Origin of the sequence: Thalassospira sp., assembly GCF_002709775.1 — a bacterium.
Classification (GTDB): domain Bacteria; phylum Pseudomonadota; class Alphaproteobacteria; order Rhodospirillales; family Thalassospiraceae; genus Thalassospira.
Window position 1 is genome coordinate 1 of the sequence record NZ_PAQR01000030.1, and the last position, 13,814, is coordinate 13,814.

Annotated in this window: 14 protein-coding genes; 10 read left to right on the plus strand and 4 right to left on the minus strand. The window is 55.1% G+C overall.

What is annotated here, in order from left to right; translation table 11 throughout:
• Positions 1-214: 214 nt before the first annotated feature.
• Positions 215-1,114 carry a hypothetical protein gene (locus CMO10_RS11785; protein ID WP_297022267.1) on the minus strand — a complete coding sequence of 300 codons (900 nt, stop codon included), beginning with the start codon at positions 1,112-1,114 and terminating at the stop codon, positions 215-217.
• 290 nt (positions 1,115-1,404) lie between these two features.
• On the opposite strand from CMO10_RS11785, the gene CMO10_RS11790 reads away from it, so the two are divergent.
• From CMO10_RS11790 to CMO10_RS11805, 4 genes are all read left to right on the plus strand, one after another.
• Positions 1,405-1,704: a BufA1 family periplasmic bufferin-type metallophore gene (locus CMO10_RS11790; RefSeq protein WP_044826888.1), complete on the plus strand. Its 300-nt coding sequence runs from the start codon at positions 1,405-1,407 to the stop codon at positions 1,702-1,704.
• A 144-nt stretch (positions 1,705-1,848) separates the two neighbouring features.
• Positions 1,849-2,742 carry an MNIO family bufferin maturase gene (bufB, locus tag CMO10_RS11795; RefSeq protein WP_297022272.1) on the plus strand — a complete coding sequence of 298 codons (894 nt, stop codon included), beginning with the start codon at positions 1,849-1,851 and terminating at the stop codon, positions 2,740-2,742.
• Positions 2,739-3,533 carry an HvfC/BufC N-terminal domain-containing protein gene (locus CMO10_RS11800; protein WP_297022275.1) on the plus strand — a complete coding sequence of 265 codons (795 nt, stop codon included), beginning with the start codon at positions 2,739-2,741 and terminating at the stop codon, positions 3,531-3,533. The genes bufB and CMO10_RS11800 overlap by 4 nt, the downstream gene beginning before the upstream one ends.
• On the plus strand, positions 3,520-4,056 hold the full coding sequence (locus CMO10_RS11805; RefSeq protein ID WP_297022278.1) for a DoxX family protein: 537 nt from the start codon (positions 3,520-3,522) through the stop codon (positions 4,054-4,056). The genes CMO10_RS11800 and CMO10_RS11805 overlap by 14 nt, the downstream gene beginning before the upstream one ends.
• Positions 4,057-4,069: 13 nt before the next feature.
• Here the strand turns inward: CMO10_RS11805 and CMO10_RS11810 are convergent, their stop codons facing one another.
• Entirely contained in the window at positions 4,070-4,672 is a 603-nt protein-coding gene (locus tag CMO10_RS11810) for a LysE family translocator (RefSeq protein WP_297022280.1), read from the minus strand.
• Positions 4,673-4,790: 118 nt separating this feature from the next.
• On the opposite strand from CMO10_RS11810, the gene CMO10_RS11815 reads away from it, so the two are divergent.
• The gene (locus CMO10_RS11815; protein ID WP_297022282.1) at positions 4,791-5,738 is read left to right on the plus strand and encodes an AraC family transcriptional regulator; all 948 of its coding nucleotides are present in this window, start codon (positions 4,791-4,793) and stop codon (positions 5,736-5,738) included.
• A 16-nt stretch (positions 5,739-5,754) separates the two neighbouring features.
• On the opposite strand, the gene CMO10_RS11820 is transcribed toward CMO10_RS11815, so the two are convergent.
• Complete coding sequence (locus tag CMO10_RS11820; protein ID WP_297022286.1) at positions 5,755-6,480, minus strand: GntR family transcriptional regulator; 726 nt, start codon at positions 6,478-6,480, stop codon at positions 5,755-5,757.
• 324 nt (positions 6,481-6,804) lie between these two features.
• Between CMO10_RS11820 and CMO10_RS11825 the strand changes: the two genes are divergently transcribed.
• The 4 genes from CMO10_RS11825 (at position 6,805) to CMO10_RS11840 (ending at position 11,546) form a co-directional block, all read left to right on the plus strand.
• Positions 6,805-7,923, plus strand: coding sequence for a TRAP transporter substrate-binding protein (locus CMO10_RS11825; protein WP_297022289.1), 1,119 nt, complete (start codon positions 6,805-6,807; stop codon positions 7,921-7,923).
• A gap of 1 nt (position 7,924) precedes the next feature.
• Positions 7,925-8,494 carry a TRAP transporter small permease subunit gene (locus CMO10_RS11830; protein ID WP_297022292.1) on the plus strand — a complete coding sequence of 190 codons (570 nt, stop codon included), beginning with the start codon at positions 7,925-7,927 and terminating at the stop codon, positions 8,492-8,494.
• 6 nt (positions 8,495-8,500) lie between these two features.
• The gene (locus tag CMO10_RS11835; RefSeq protein WP_297022295.1) at positions 8,501-9,826 is read left to right on the plus strand and encodes a TRAP transporter large permease; all 1,326 of its coding nucleotides are present in this window, start codon (positions 8,501-8,503) and stop codon (positions 9,824-9,826) included.
• 130 nt (positions 9,827-9,956) lie between these two features.
• Positions 9,957-11,546: a gamma-glutamyltransferase family protein gene (locus CMO10_RS11840; protein WP_297022297.1), complete on the plus strand. Its 1,590-nt coding sequence runs from the start codon at positions 9,957-9,959 to the stop codon at positions 11,544-11,546.
• Here the strand turns inward: CMO10_RS11840 and CMO10_RS11845 are convergent.
• The gene (locus CMO10_RS11845; RefSeq protein WP_297022299.1) at positions 11,543-12,601 is read right to left on the minus strand and encodes an aldose epimerase family protein; all 1,059 of its coding nucleotides are present in this window, start codon (positions 12,599-12,601) and stop codon (positions 11,543-11,545) included. The genes CMO10_RS11840 and CMO10_RS11845 overlap by 4 nt on opposite strands.
• Positions 12,602-12,763: 162 nt before the next feature.
• Here CMO10_RS11845 and CMO10_RS11850 point away from each other — a divergent pair, with 162 nt between their 5' ends.
• A complete protein-coding gene (locus CMO10_RS11850; protein ID WP_235284929.1) occupies positions 12,764-13,714 on the plus strand; it encodes an ABC transporter substrate-binding protein in 951 nt (316 codons plus the stop codon).
• Positions 13,715-13,814: the final 100 nt, after the last annotated feature.

A 13,814-nucleotide genomic window follows, 5' to 3' on the forward strand; every position in this document is an offset into this window, starting at 1 on the left:
CTCAGAAGTGAAACCAGCCTGCGCCGATGGTACTTTGTCTTAAGGCACGGGAGAGTAGGTCACCGCCGGGCCTTCCAAATACAGCAATCATATTCCCTATTTAGAAATCATAGAAAAACCCTGACCGTTTTGGTCAGGGTTTTTTTTGTTGTTCAAGCGTCTTGTTGCCCACCTTCCCACGTGTCGTTCGAGGCGTTGGCCAATTACAGTGCGGTCAAATCAGACCGGATCTTTGCAGGTTCTCATGAAGGACTTCCGCTTTTATTTCCGCTTGTGCCTGACGTTCGACCGCAGCGGTGAAAACAGGTTCGTTCCTTATGTTTGAGGTAATCAAATTACCCAGTGCAGTTTTGACTGCGGAAAACTTGGCAATCAGTTCATTTGCTGCATCGGTCTTGTCTTGGAGCGTGCCATTTGCCATCGCACCCTGAAGGGCGTGCTTTTTGTCATCAAGTTGGTTTTTGAGGTCACCGCTCAGATTGGTTTTAACTTGTGTATTGGGATCCAAGTCACGATATGGGTCGCCGTCGTCCATCGGATCATCTGCGGACTCAAAGTACGTGTTACACACGTTAAGAAGATCCTGGAACTCCTGCTGGGTGGTCGGTTGGATGTCGCCTGAACAATATCCTTCGATCGCCTCCAGAGACTGAACATTTTCCATGGAAAACCGGGCGGTCATGATCTCAACAAGCGCATCTTTCAGTTGTGGGGTGGACATGATGGTATCGATATTGCTGCTGAAGTCCGCTTTCTTGGCTGCAAGACGCTCATCAATATCTTTGATATGGGCCGTTTCTGTGCGCAGCGACTTCAGCTCCGAGCTGGAAAACAGTTTTGTTGAGTCTTCACCATCCCAGTGATGGCGTTCAAGCGTTTTGCTGAGCGCTGCAAGACCACCTTCGCCCATTTCGTTTCTGACCTGCGCTTTCAAGTTGGATAGCTGCTGCGCATGCACGTCAGCTGCCTTTCCTGAAATATGAAGAAAGATCTTTTTCATCACGCCAATGCCTTTGGCGATGATGCCATCATTCTGGGCATTTCCGTTGTCAACTGGCGAGTTTTGCCCGAGTGCGGGGGCATTGACACCATTTGCATTGACTTGTCCAACCATGACAACTCTCCTGGGTTCCGGTTGTGAGTGCTATGGTATTAAGTTCCGGAAAAGCAGATTTAGTTCCCCAGGTTGTGTCAATGAGGGAGGCGGCATGCGCGACGCGGGGCTGTTATGGTGCGCCGCCAACTCACGAAGCGCCTCACGCGGGTGTGAGGATTTGTGTGAAATCTCTCACGCCCCTTTGACTGCGCGTGTGCGAATGGTGCAGTGACGAAAATGCACATCGCCCTTACGGTTAAATCATCACCTGGACTTGAGGGTCCTTATTTAACCGAAGGGAAACGACGATGAAAAAAGCAATGGTTCTGGGCGCAGCATTGAGCGCTGCTGTTTCAATGGCTGCGATCAACCAGGCAGCAGCCGACGGTGCCAAGGAAAAATGTTTTGGCGTGTCGCTGGCTGGTCAGAATGACTGTGCAGCTGGTCCGGGCACGACCTGTGCCGGTACTTCGACTGTCGATTATCAGGGCAATGCCTGGAAACTGGTTCCGGCCGGCACCTGTGAAGACATGAGCTTCACCACAGCTGATGGCCGTGAAGTGATGGGCAGCCTCGAAGCACTCGAGCGCGATATCCCGCAGGGCTAAGCCCCCATACCTCCTGAAGCCTGCCTAGCGTCCCAACGGACGGTCAGTACAGATCTGCATATGTCTCCCCTGTCCCGATGTACTGATCGTCCGCCCTGGGCATTCCATCCTGAGCGCTGAGCAGAAAAGATAAGGTTCTCCGATATGAAAACGCTGACACAGATTTCCAACCGTTCGCTTCCGGCCCATGGGCTTCCTGAACGCGCGGGTGTCGGCTTCAAGGCCGAGCACGCACAAGACATCTTCAGTAACGCCCCCGCTGTTGGCTGGTTTGAGGTTCATCCGGAAAACTACATGGTTGCCGGCGGCCCGCGACTTGCCATGCTTGAAGAGCTGTCTGCGCAATACCCGATCTCCATGCATGGGGTCGGTTTGTCGCTCGGGGGTGGGGAGGCGCTTAACAAAAATCATCTGGCCGACCTCAAACGTCTGGTCGACCGGTTTAACCCTGCCATGGTGTCCGAGCATATTGCTTGGTCGGCCCATGAAGGGCTTTATATGGCCGATCTGTTGCCGACCCCGATGACGCAGACTTCGTTGGCGCAGCTGGTGGATGCCATCAACACGGTACAGGACTTTATCGGACGTCGGATTCTGATTGAAAACCCGACCTCCTATGTGCCGCTGCCGCAAAACTCGATCCCCGAGCTTGAGTTCATCAGCGAAGCGGCAGAGCGTAGCGGCTGTGGATTGCTGATCGATGTAAACAATGTTTACATATCGGCCTATAATCTGGGCTTTGATGCCAACGCCTTCATTGATGCGGTGCCAGGTGATCTGGTGGGTGAAATCCATCTGGCCGGGCATGAGGAAGACGCCAACCCCGAAGACAATGTTCTGATCGATACCCATTCACGCCCCGTGGCCGATCCGGTTTGGGATCTGTTTGACCGCCTGATGGCGCGCATCGGGCGCAAGCCGACCCTGATTGAATGGGATAATGATGTGCCGGGCTGGGATGTGCTGGCGCGTGAAGCAGCCCTTGCCGACAGGCATCTTGATTTTGCCGTGGCGGATCAGCTTGAGGCCGCGTCATGACGGCACTCAAGGCATTTTATGACGGCTTTACCGATGCGCTGAACGCATCCGAGCCCGATGCAGCACCGAGCAGTGTCGCAGAAGGCTATGCGCATCGTTTCAAGATTTACCGCAACAATGTCCATCGTGGACTTTATGACGCGTTGGGTGCTGCATATCCGACGGTGCACAAGCTGGTCGGTGATGGCTTTTTTGATCGCCTTGCACAGGGCTTTGTTCAATCCGAAACCATGCGTGCCGGATCGCTTGCCCTTTATGGGGCGGGGTTTTCGGAGTTTCTCGCAAACCATCCGGTGCGGGAAAGCTTGCCGTATCTGCCGGACATTGCCCTGCTTGAACGGGCCCGGCTTGAGGTCAGCACATCAGCCGACGCCAAGCCATTGATGGCCTATGATCTGGCCGGGCTTGAGGACCAGCTTGAAGCCGTGAAGCTGCAGGCCCATCCGGCCTGTCAGGTGATTGCGTCAAGCTATCCAATCTTTTCCATCTGGAATGTGCAAAACCCGGTTGAAGGCGCGCAGGGTGGGAAAGCCAGCATCGTGCAACGCGCGGAAACCGTTCTGATCACCCGGCCTTACATGCAGGTCGAAATGCGTCTTCTGAGCGCGGGGCAAGCGGTGTTCATTGCTGCACTGACGCAAGGCGGTCTGAGCCTTGGTGATGCGTGCGCCGAGGCACTTCAGGCCGATCCGGATTTTGATGTCATTGCCAGCTTTGCCGAATTTTTAACAACGGGCGCATTCGACGCCCGCCAGAATACCCCGAGAGGAAACGGGCATGATGACGAATAATGTACAGAACGTAATGGGTGGCTTTGCCCGTCTTGAGATGAAATTGGACGCCCTTGGGGGGCGTGATGTTGTCGGGATTGCCAGCCGGGGGCTTTTTGTGCTTCTACTGCTGCCCTATTATTTCAACAGTGCGCTGACCAAGATTGATGGCTTTGGGCTGAGCGCCGGGGCCTTTGCGCAGATCCTGCCGCCGATTGCCGAGCAGTATCTTTATGATACCTCCGCCATTCCGTTCTTCCCGTGGCATCTGATTGTCTGGGCCGGAACCATTGGCGAGTTTGTTCTGCCGATCCTGATTGTCGCGGGCCTGTTCACTCGCCTTGCTGCCCTTGGCATGATCGGCTTTGTCGTTGTGCAAACCATCGTCGATGTGGCGTTTCATGGTACAGCGCTTGGCATGCTTGCCAACGGCCTTCCAACAGAGCTGATTGATCATCGTTTGCTTTGGATCGCACTTCTTGCTGCCATGGTCTTTGCCGGGGGCGGAAAGCTGTCGATCGATCGGCTTTTATCTCAGCGGTAAACCTGAGCTTCCCCTAGAGGGGCAGTAACATCGGCGCCATCGATGCGACCAGAAGCACAGCCATGATGATGTTGAAGATACGGGCCCGATTGCCCTGGCTGATGAAGGATCGCATGGTGGCGCCAAACATTGCCCAGCTTGAAATGGACGGGATATTGACCAGGGCAAAGACGGCAATCATTGTCAAAAGCCCATGAATGCCTGCGTCCGGCGCTGTGTAGGTGGCCGTCACGATCAGGGCAACGGTCCATGCCTTGGGGTTCAGGAGCTGCAACATTGCGGCCTGAACAAACCCGATGGGTTTTGAGGTTTGTGGGCCGGTGCCGTCAAGGGATCGGATTTGCGATATCTTGTAGGCGAGCCACAGGATATAGCCAAAGCAGATAAGACGCAGAACGTCCTGTGCCATGGGGAAACGCTCCAAAACCTCGCCCAATCCCAAACCAATCAGGAACACCATCGAGAGAAATCCGCTGCTGATGCCAAGGATCAGCGGGATGGTGCGCGCGATGCCGAAATTCGCACCGGATGCCAGCAACAGGAAATTGCCTGGACCGGGTGAAACGGACATGACAAAGGCAAAACCGATCAGGGCGGTAAGGTTTTCAGGGTTCATGATTTTGGTTGTCCATCTGGTGATACGCTTTGCGGATCATTGAGCATTCCCGGACCTGTGTCTTTGCGCTAAGCTGCCGATAATTTATCAGATCGTTCCAAAATCCTTGGTGGAGACGATGCAGCAGGATGTATTAAGTGACGTTTGTGCCGGTTTGCGTTTGCGCAGTGATCTGTATTTCACCGCAGAGCTGGCCGGCGCGTTCAGTGTTCTTGTTCCAACTGAAGGGGCACGCATCCGGTTTCATCTTGTTCTGGCGGGGGGCTGTAAGCTCATGCTTTCCGAAGATGAGCCGGTCATTGATCTTCACGAAGGTGATCTCGTGCTGGTGCCAAATGGTCGCGGGCACATCCTGTGTGATGCCCCGGGGCGCAAGGTTGTCGCACTGCCGGATGCCATGGTGGCGGGCTTTGATCTGGTGGCGGGGATGTTGCGCAACCAGCCGGACGAAGGGTGCGATGTGCGCTTATTGTGCGGGTTTTGTGCGTTTGACGAGGATGAACGCCATCCGGGATTTGGTTTGATTGATGATCACGTGATCCTGCGCGCCGATGATGCCGCCGCAGTGGCGCAATCCTCCATCGTTGCAATGATCAGAACGCTTGCGCAGAACGCAGAGCCCGGATGGCGGGGAGCACTGGCGCGCCTGATGGAGGTGCTTGTTATGACGCTTATGGCAGCGCAATTACAGCGTTCTGATATGCCACAAGGGTTCCTTGCGGGATTGGCAGATGTCAAAATCGCGCGTGCACTATCCGGTATCCACGCCCGGCCTGATCATGACTGGACGTCGGAGCGCCTGGCAAGGCAGGCCGGCATGTCACGGACGCGTTTTGTTGTGCGGTTTGGTGAATGCGTCGGGATCGCGCCAATGCAATATCTGCAAAACTGGCGCATGCGTCGGGCCAAGGCGCTTTTGCGCGATACCAACCTGTCGATGGATGAGATTGCCTCGCGGTGCGGCTACCAATCAATGCCGGCTTTTTCCCGGCGTTTCAAGGCGCAATATGGCGAAGGGCCCGGCGCGTTTCGGCGAGAGCTACGAAAGCCGGCGGCGTTAGGATAATCTCTGTTTTGAAGTCTTATTTTGCAACGGCCCGGTCGTTTTGAGCGCTCGCATCGCGCAAGCTTGCAAGATATTCCTGACTGATCTCATGCACCGCCATGATGTGCCCGTAAAGCAAGTCTTCGGCCGCCTTGACATCACCGCGCAGAATGGCATCGACAATACCCTGATGTTCCTCATGCGAGGAGGCCAATCGCGCCAGGCTTTGGAACTGAACGCGGCGGAAGGGCGCTACGCGTCGGCGTACGGAAAGTGTAACATCGACCAGCACATCATTATGGGTGCCGAGATATAACGTGTTGTGAAATGACCGATTGAGGGTCTCGTAGTTGTCGCTATCCCCAAGACGGACCGTTTCCGCCAGCTCATGATGCAGTTTTTCAAGGTTGTGGCGTTCAGTGCTGGTCATACGCTTGGCAGCAAGGCGGCCGCACATGCCTTCCAGCTCTGCCATGCTTTCAAACATCTCGGTCAAGCGTGCCGGGGTGGCCAGCGAAACATACACGCCGCGATTGGGAATTTTTTCTGCCAGTTCTGTTGCGGTTAACAACTGCAACGCTTCGCGTACCGGGGTGCGTGATACGCCAAACCGTTTGGCCAAAAGTGGTTCTTCCAGACGCTGTCCCGGGGGCAGCTTGCCTTTCACGATATCGTCTTCCAGCGCCTGACAAAGCTGCTGGGCAATGCCGACGGGTTCGGATTGCTCGGGTGGGGTGCTGAGCGTATGGCGAAGCTCGATCATCTGGCGATTGGACCCTTCTTGCGAGGTTTATTTGGTTCGAATGTATACACCAATATTTGCATCAAGGCCAAGTATCTCAAGGGTTGTAAAATTGAGTTCATTTTCTCTGCGGTCAATTGCGTATTTTATGTGCATTAAAAATGTGCGATGTAGCATATAGATTAAATATTGTGCATTTCGATGTCATCGGAAAGATGATATATCTGCTTAAGTCATTGATAAATAAGCAATGGCATGAGTGTTGCAAGATGTATACACAATGCGGAGTGCTTTCCGTTGAGCTTACGTTTCATAGAAACAGCTATCTCTATCAGGGAGACATCAATGACAAATGTTAAACGTCGCGACTTTCTGACCAAAACGGCAATCGGTGCTGCGGCAACCGGTGCAGGGGTGATTGCCGCCCCGAACATCGTGCGCGCTCAGGAAACCTTTAACTGGAAAATGACCAATGCCTATGGTCCGGGATCACCTTTCTATGTGACCGGTCCGGGCAGCCCGGAAGATTTCTGCAAGCGCGTCACCGAAATGTCGAATGGTCGTCTGAACATTCAGCATTTTGCCGCGGGCGAGCTGATCCCGGCTCTTGAAGGCTTTGACGCGGTACAGGCTGGTACCGTCGAAATGAATGCGGCCAACGCCTATTTCTGGGCGGGTAAAATCTTCGCCGCGCAGTATTTCACAACGGTTCCGTTCGGCCTGAACTTCCAGGGTGTAAATGCTTGGCTGTATCACGGCGGCGGGCTTGAGCTGTGGCATGAAGTTTATCAGCCTTATGGTCTGGTGGCCTTCCCGATGGGCAATACCGGTGTTCAGATGACCGGCTGGTTCCGTGAGCCGATTGAAAGCCTTGAGGATTTCAACGGCTTGAAAATGCGTATCCCGGGTCTTGCCGGCAAGGTCTATCAGCAGATCGGTGTAGAAGTGAAACTGCTTCCGGGTGGGGAGATTTTTCCGGCCCTTGAACGTGGCGTGATTGATGCAGCCGAATTCGTTGGCCCGTATCAGGATCGTCGTCTGGGGCTTCAGAAAGCGGCCAAATACTACTACACCACCGGCTGGCATGAGCCGTCTAACGTGACCGAGCTTCTGATCAATCAGAAAGCCTGGGAAAGCCTTCCGGCCGATCTTCAGGCGATTGTCAAAAACGCGGCACAGGCGTGCAACCTTGATAGCCATTCTTGGTGCGAAGCCAATAACGCGGCTGCCCTGCGTGATCTCGTCGAGAACTTTGGCGTTACCGCGCAGACGCTTCCGGATGAAGTGGTTACCAAACTCAAGGGGATCACGGCTGACACCCTGGAAGCCGAAGCCGCCAAGGATCCGGTCACCAAAAAGGTCCATGACAGCTTCATGGCGTTCCGTGACACGCACCGTGAATGGGCCGCGATCAGTGAAAAACCCTATCACGGCATCATTTCATCGAAAGGCGGGATGGGCTGATATGAATTCGACCCGTACTGAACCGTTACCGGACCGTGCCTTGGGGCTGGTTGTCGACATTGCCGGATGGGGGGCTGCGATCAGTGGTCTGGCCCTTGTTCTGGTGGTCGGTGGCAATGTTTTGCTGCGCTACTTGTTTAATTCCGGAAGTGTCGCGATGCAGGAACTTGAATGGCATCTGGTGTCACCAATTGCCCTGATGGGGATGGCCTATGGCATGCGCCACGGCGGTCATGTGCGGGTCGATTTTCTATATGATCGCCTGGGCCCTCGGGCCCAGGCGATCATTGATCTGTTTTCTGCTGTCTTGATGGCGATTTTGGGTGGGGCCTTGATCTGGTTTTCAATCCCTTATGTCGAACAATCCATCATGATGGGCGAGGGATCACCAGATCCCGGGGGATTGCCGTATCGCTTCCTGCTTAAGGCCTTTATCCCGATCGGATTTGGTTTGTTGCTGCTCCAGGCGATTGCACAAGGACTGATCAATTATCGTCAAATCGTCGCTCGCGACAGTGAACCTGCCTTGGATGCATCTGATGCGGTAACGCAAAGCGGTGCAGGAGACTAATCAGAAATGACCGGAAATGAATGGCTGGCCATCGGTATGGTCGGGGGATTCTTTGGCTTCCTCGTGCTCGGTGTGCCTGTGGCGATCTCGCTTGCAATTTCGGGATTTGCCTTTGGAATTATGGGGTTTGGCACCGGTTTGTTTAACCTGTTGCCTGCGCGCGTTTACGGGGTTGTGACCAATTATACGCTGCTGGCATTACCGCTTTTCATATTCATGGGGGTGATGCTTGAAAAGTCGAAGCTGGCCGAAGAACTGATTGATGTGATCGGGCATGCCATGGGGCGGCTTAAGGGCGGCATGGGCCTTGCCATCGTGATTGTTGGTGTGCTTATGGGGGCATCATCTGGCGTTGTCGGCGCGACCGTTGTGACGGTTGGCTTGCTCTCGCTGCAGCCGCTGATCAATCGCGGCTATGACAAGGGTGTTGCCAGTGGCGTGATCTGTGCGTCGGGCACACTTGGGCAGATCATCCCGCCCAGTCTGGTGCTAATCCTGCTGGCCGATATTCTTGGTGAGTCTGTCGGGACATTATTTGCCGCAGCCATGGTGCCGGGCTTGATCCTGGCCGGGATGCTTGGGCTCTATCTTGTGCTGCTGGGCATTTTTAAGCCCGAAATGGTGCCCGCGATCCCGCAGGATGAGCGCGATGCCATGAACACGCAGCAATTGCTGCTCAAGATTGCCAAAGTTGTTGTGCCGCCGTTAGCCCTGGTATTTGCTGTGTTGGGCTCTATCGTTGGCGGGATTGCTGCCCCGACAGAGGCGGCCTCCATGGGGGCGCTTGGGGCGTTGCTTCTTGCGCTGTTTACAGGGCGTTTGAATTTGCGTGTGATGCGCGATGTGCTGCATGACACGCTGATCACGAGTGCGATGGTGTTCTTTATCCTGATCTGCGCACAGCCCTTTGGTCTGGCGTTCCGTGGCCTTGGCGGCGAGGGACTTGTTCATGCCATGTTTGAATGGGTGCCGGGTGGCGACATGGGCAACCTTCTGTTCATGATGGGCGTGATCTTTGTTCTCGGCTTCTTCCTTGAATGGATCGAGATTTCCTATATCGCGCTCCCGATGTTCCTGCCGGTATTCCAATATAGCGGGATCGATATGGCTTGGCTTGCCATTCTGGTGGCGATGAACCTTCAGACCAGCTTCCTGACACCGCCCTTTGGCTGGGCTTTGTTCTTCCTGAAAGGTGTCGCACCCAAATCGGTTTCAACGGTTGATATCTATCGCGGCGTGATCCCGTTTATCGGCATTCAGGCGATCGCGCTGGTCTTGCTGTTTATCTTCCCGGAACTGACCAGTTGGTTGCCCAATCTGATTGGGTGGTAGGGGATTTATTCTACGATGTGAAAAGGCGCTGAACGGAAAAACAAAACAGCGCTATGAACGATGTACCCGGACACGCTCCATTCAACACGGGGCATGTCCGAACGCATCATGGCAGGGAGACCAACGCACAATGTTACGTTCAAGAACCGCACTCGGGGGCATGGTCACCGCACCCCATCATCTGGCCGCTGAGGCCGGGCGTGACATCCTACGCGAAGGCGGCAATGCGGTTGAGGCGATGATTGCTGCTGCTGCGACGATTGCCGTTGTCTATCCGCATATGAATGCGATTGGCGGGGACGGGTTCTGGCTAGTTGCCGAGCCGGGAAAGGATCCGGTTGCCATTCGGGCGTGCGGCGGGGCCGCAGGGCTAGTGACACCAGATTTCTACCGCGAACAGGGGCATGCAGCAATCCCGGCCCGGGGTCCGATGGCGGCCCTGACGGTGGCGGGTGCCATCGGCGGCTGGATCAAGGCGGCCGAGGTTGCAGCATCGCTTGGTGGCAAGATGCCGCATAGTCGCCTGATGGCCGATGCTGTACATCACGCCAAAACCGGTGTGCCGATCACGAAATCGCAGAGTGAGCTGACCAAAAGCAAAATGCCGGAGCTTGAAAACTCCCCGGGTTTTGTCGAGACCTATGCCGCAAACGGCCTTCCGGCGATCGGTGATGTTCTGAGCCAACCGGCCCTCGGTGCGACGCTTGAACATCTTGGTCGTGCCGGGTTTGACGATTTTTATCGCGGTGATATTGCGCGCAGCAATGCATTGGGGCTTGAAGCTGTCGGAAGCCCGATCCGCCTTGCCGATCTGGAAGGCTATCACGCCAAAATCATGACGCCGCTGTCGGTCAAACTTTCCAGTGGTACTGTGTTTAACATGGTGCCGCCGACCCAGGGCGTCGCATCGCTGATGATCCTTGGTCTTTATGATCGTCTGGGCTTGGGCACCGCACAGCGTGACGGGTTTGATCATATCCATGGGCTTGTCGAGGCAACCAAGCGTGCCTTCCTCAAGCGCGATGCCCATGTCGGCGATCCGGACCGCATGAGCATTGATCCGATGACGTTGCTGTCTGATGAAATGCTGGCTGCCGAAGCCGCCAAAATCGATATGAAAACAGCACTCCCTTGGCCGCATGTCGCCAAGCCGGGCGATACGATCTGGGTGGGGGCGGTTGATGCCAATGGCGTTGCTGTCAGTTATATCCAGAGCATCTTCTGGGAATTTGGATCCGGCATCGTGGTGCCCGAAACCGGCGTGCTTTGGCAGAACCGCGGGTCGAGCTTTACGTTGCACGATGGTCCCAATCAACTCGGACCGGGCCGCTTGCCATTCCACACCCTGAACCCGGCCTTGGCCCGGCTCAATGACGGATCGGTGCTGACCTATGGTACCATGGGCGGCGAGGGGCAGCCGCAAACCCAGTCGGCGATCTTCACCCGGAATGTGATGTTCGGGCAGGACCTGCAGGAAGCAGTTAGCGCCCCGCGCTGGTTACTTGGCAAAACCTGGGGCGATGACACCACAACCCTTAAGCTCGAAAATCGTTTTGACCCGGCTTTGATCGAACAACTGAAATCCGCCGGTCATACGGTCGAACTCGTTGGACCCTATGAAGACATGATGGGGCATGCTGGTGGCATTCGACTGCGCAAGGGTGGCGTGATGGAAGGTGCGTCTGATCCGCGCGCGGATGGGGCGGTCGCTGCGCTTTAACGCCCTTGGTCAAACTCCCACTCAATCACATGACGATAGGTCTCGCCGGGTTTGAGCCAGGGGCTTGGAAAATCCGGGCGGTTGACGCTGTTTGGGGAGGTTTGTGGTTCCAGGGCGATGCCGGCGGTTTTGTGCAGGGCTGTGCCGGTTTCGGTTTTCATCGCGTCTGTGAAATGCTGAGCGAGATAGAATTGCAGGCCGGCTTCTGTTGATAACAGTTTGATCGCGCGGTTACTTGTGGGATCGGACAGGATGGCGATCTGGCGCAGGGGTCCGCGGTCGCCGGTCAGGCAGAAATTGTGATCAAAGCCTTGGTTGGCGTTTGGCAGCATGTCGGCGATTTTGGCAGGGTTGCGGAAGTCATAACCGGTACCGGCAACGTCACGTGGCGGGCCGTTGGGAATGAGTTTGTCATCGACCGGAAGCCATTGATCGGCATCGATTTGTAAGACGTGGTCGGCGGCGGTCGCGTCGAATTTTCCAGACAAGTTCCAATAGGCGTGGCTGGTCATGTTGACCGGGCAGGGCTGATCGCAGGTGGCGGTGATTTCAAGCCGAAGGCGATTATCCGCGATCAGTGAATAGGTTGCCTGTGCACTCAATGTACCCGGATATCCCTGATCCCCATCGGGTGAGGTGAGTTCAAACGTCACACTGGTTTCGGTTTGCGCCGTGATCGTCCAGATCCGGCGGTCAAAACCGTCTGGGCCGCCATGCAGGTGGTTTTCGCCCTCGTTCGCAGCAAGCTTGATGAGCTTGCCGGTTTCATCGCGATATTGCGATCTTTCGATGCGGTTGGCATAGCGTCCGCAGACCGCCCCGATATAGCTGTCTTGCGCAAGGTAGGCGGCGTCATCGATCAGGTTGACGGCTATATTGGTCTCTTTCCCGGTGTCGGGATTGCGCAGATAGACCCCGCAAAGACGCGCGCCAAGCGCAGAAACCAAGACGCGAATCTGAGGGCTTGAGATGCTCGTACGTGGGGCATTTGTGCCCGTTTCGGCTGTGTCAGTGCTGGTTCCTGCCATGTGGGGTGTTGAGGTGGTCTTGGACATCGATTGCCTTCCCGAGCATTGATTTTTCTAGGTTTGTAAGCCGTTTTGGATCGTTCGGCGCGATCACCCGAAAGGATGATGCACTATATGGTTGAGGGTCAACAAATCATATTGTAATACTATATGGCTTTTAAGCAAGAAACCACACTTAGGGAGGAAATCGTGGTAAGTTTTAAAAAGCTCGCAGTCTCAACTGCAGCGCTGGGTGTTGCGCTTGGTCTTTCGGTTGCCGCACAGGCCGAAATGATGATCGGGTTCTCGCAGATCGGGTCGGAAAGTGGCTGGCGGACATCTGAAACCGCGTCGATCAAGGCCGAAGCCGAACGTCGCGGTATTGATCTGAAATTCTCCGATGCACAGCAGAAACAGGAAAACCAGATCAAGGCTGTGCGTTCCTTTATCGCCCAGGGCGTTGATGGCATCCTTCTGGCCCCGGTGGTTGAAACCGGCTGGGATCAGGTTCTGAAAGAAGCCAAGGATGCCGGTATTCCGGTTGTTCTTGTCGACCGTGGCGTTGACGCCAGTGATGACCTTTATCTGACCAAGGTGGCATCGGACTTCGTGGTTGAAGGTGCGCTGGCTGCTGCATGGCTGGCATCGGAAACCAACGGTGTTTGTGATGTGGTCGAGTTGCAGGGAACCGTTGGTTCGTCTGCGGCAAACGATCGCAAGGAAGGCTTTGAATCGGTTGTTTCAAACTTCCCGGGCATCAATATCATCCGGTCGCAGTCTGGTGACTTTACCCGTTCAGGCGGCAAGGAAGTCATGGAAAGTTTCCTGAAAGCTGAAAACGGTGGGGCCAACATCTGTGCGGTTTATGCGCATAATGATGACATGGCACTTGGTGCTGTGCAGGCGATCAAGGAAGCCGGTCTGAACCCGGGTGAAGACATGTTGATCGTTTCGATCGATGCGGTGCCTGACATCTTCAAGGCGATGGCCGATGGCGATACCAACGCCACCATTGAGCTGAACCCGCATCTTGGTGCACCGTCCTTTGATGCGATCAAGGCATCGATGAACGGTGAAGAAGTGCCGAAATGGATCAAGGCAAACGGCCCGCTCTATCTGCCTGATACCGCCGCGGAAGAATACAAAATGCGCAGTAAATAACCTCTGAGTGTTTCCGTGGGCTCTGGTCCACGGAACCAACAGACGTGTTTTCAAAGCATTGGACGTGCTCCGGCGATTGCCGGGGTGCGTCCGGTTGTAT

Bases quoted from the DNA above. Each gene is read 5' to 3' on its own strand.
- CMO10_RS11785 (WP_297022267.1), bottom strand. From the start codon at position 1,114: ATGGTTGGACAAGTCAATGCAAATGGTGTCAATGCCCCCGCACTCGGG.
- CMO10_RS11790 (WP_044826888.1), top strand. From the start codon at position 1,405: ATGAAAAAAGCAATGGTTCTGGGCGCAGCATTGAGCGCTGCTGTTTCA.
- bufB (WP_297022272.1), top strand. From the start codon at position 1,849: ATGAAAACGCTGACACAGATTTCCAACCGTTCGCTTCCGGCCCATGGG.
- CMO10_RS11800 (WP_297022275.1), top strand. From the start codon at position 2,739: ATGACGGCACTCAAGGCATTTTATGACGGCTTTACCGATGCGCTGAAC.
- CMO10_RS11805 (WP_297022278.1), top strand. From the start codon at position 3,520: ATGATGACGAATAATGTACAGAACGTAATGGGTGGCTTTGCCCGTCTT.
- CMO10_RS11810 (WP_297022280.1), bottom strand. From the start codon at position 4,672: ATGAACCCTGAAAACCTTACCGCCCTGATCGGTTTTGCCTTTGTCATG.
- CMO10_RS11815 (WP_297022282.1), top strand. From the start codon at position 4,791: ATGCAGCAGGATGTATTAAGTGACGTTTGTGCCGGTTTGCGTTTGCGC.
- CMO10_RS11820 (WP_297022286.1), bottom strand. From the start codon at position 6,480: ATGATCGAGCTTCGCCATACGCTCAGCACCCCACCCGAGCAATCCGAA.
- CMO10_RS11825 (WP_297022289.1), top strand. From the start codon at position 6,805: ATGACAAATGTTAAACGTCGCGACTTTCTGACCAAAACGGCAATCGGT.
- CMO10_RS11830 (WP_297022292.1), top strand. From the start codon at position 7,925: ATGAATTCGACCCGTACTGAACCGTTACCGGACCGTGCCTTGGGGCTG.
- CMO10_RS11835 (WP_297022295.1), top strand. From the start codon at position 8,501: ATGACCGGAAATGAATGGCTGGCCATCGGTATGGTCGGGGGATTCTTT.
- CMO10_RS11840 (WP_297022297.1), top strand. From the start codon at position 9,957: ATGTTACGTTCAAGAACCGCACTCGGGGGCATGGTCACCGCACCCCAT.
- CMO10_RS11845 (WP_297022299.1), bottom strand. From the start codon at position 12,601: ATGTCCAAGACCACCTCAACACCCCACATGGCAGGAACCAGCACTGAC.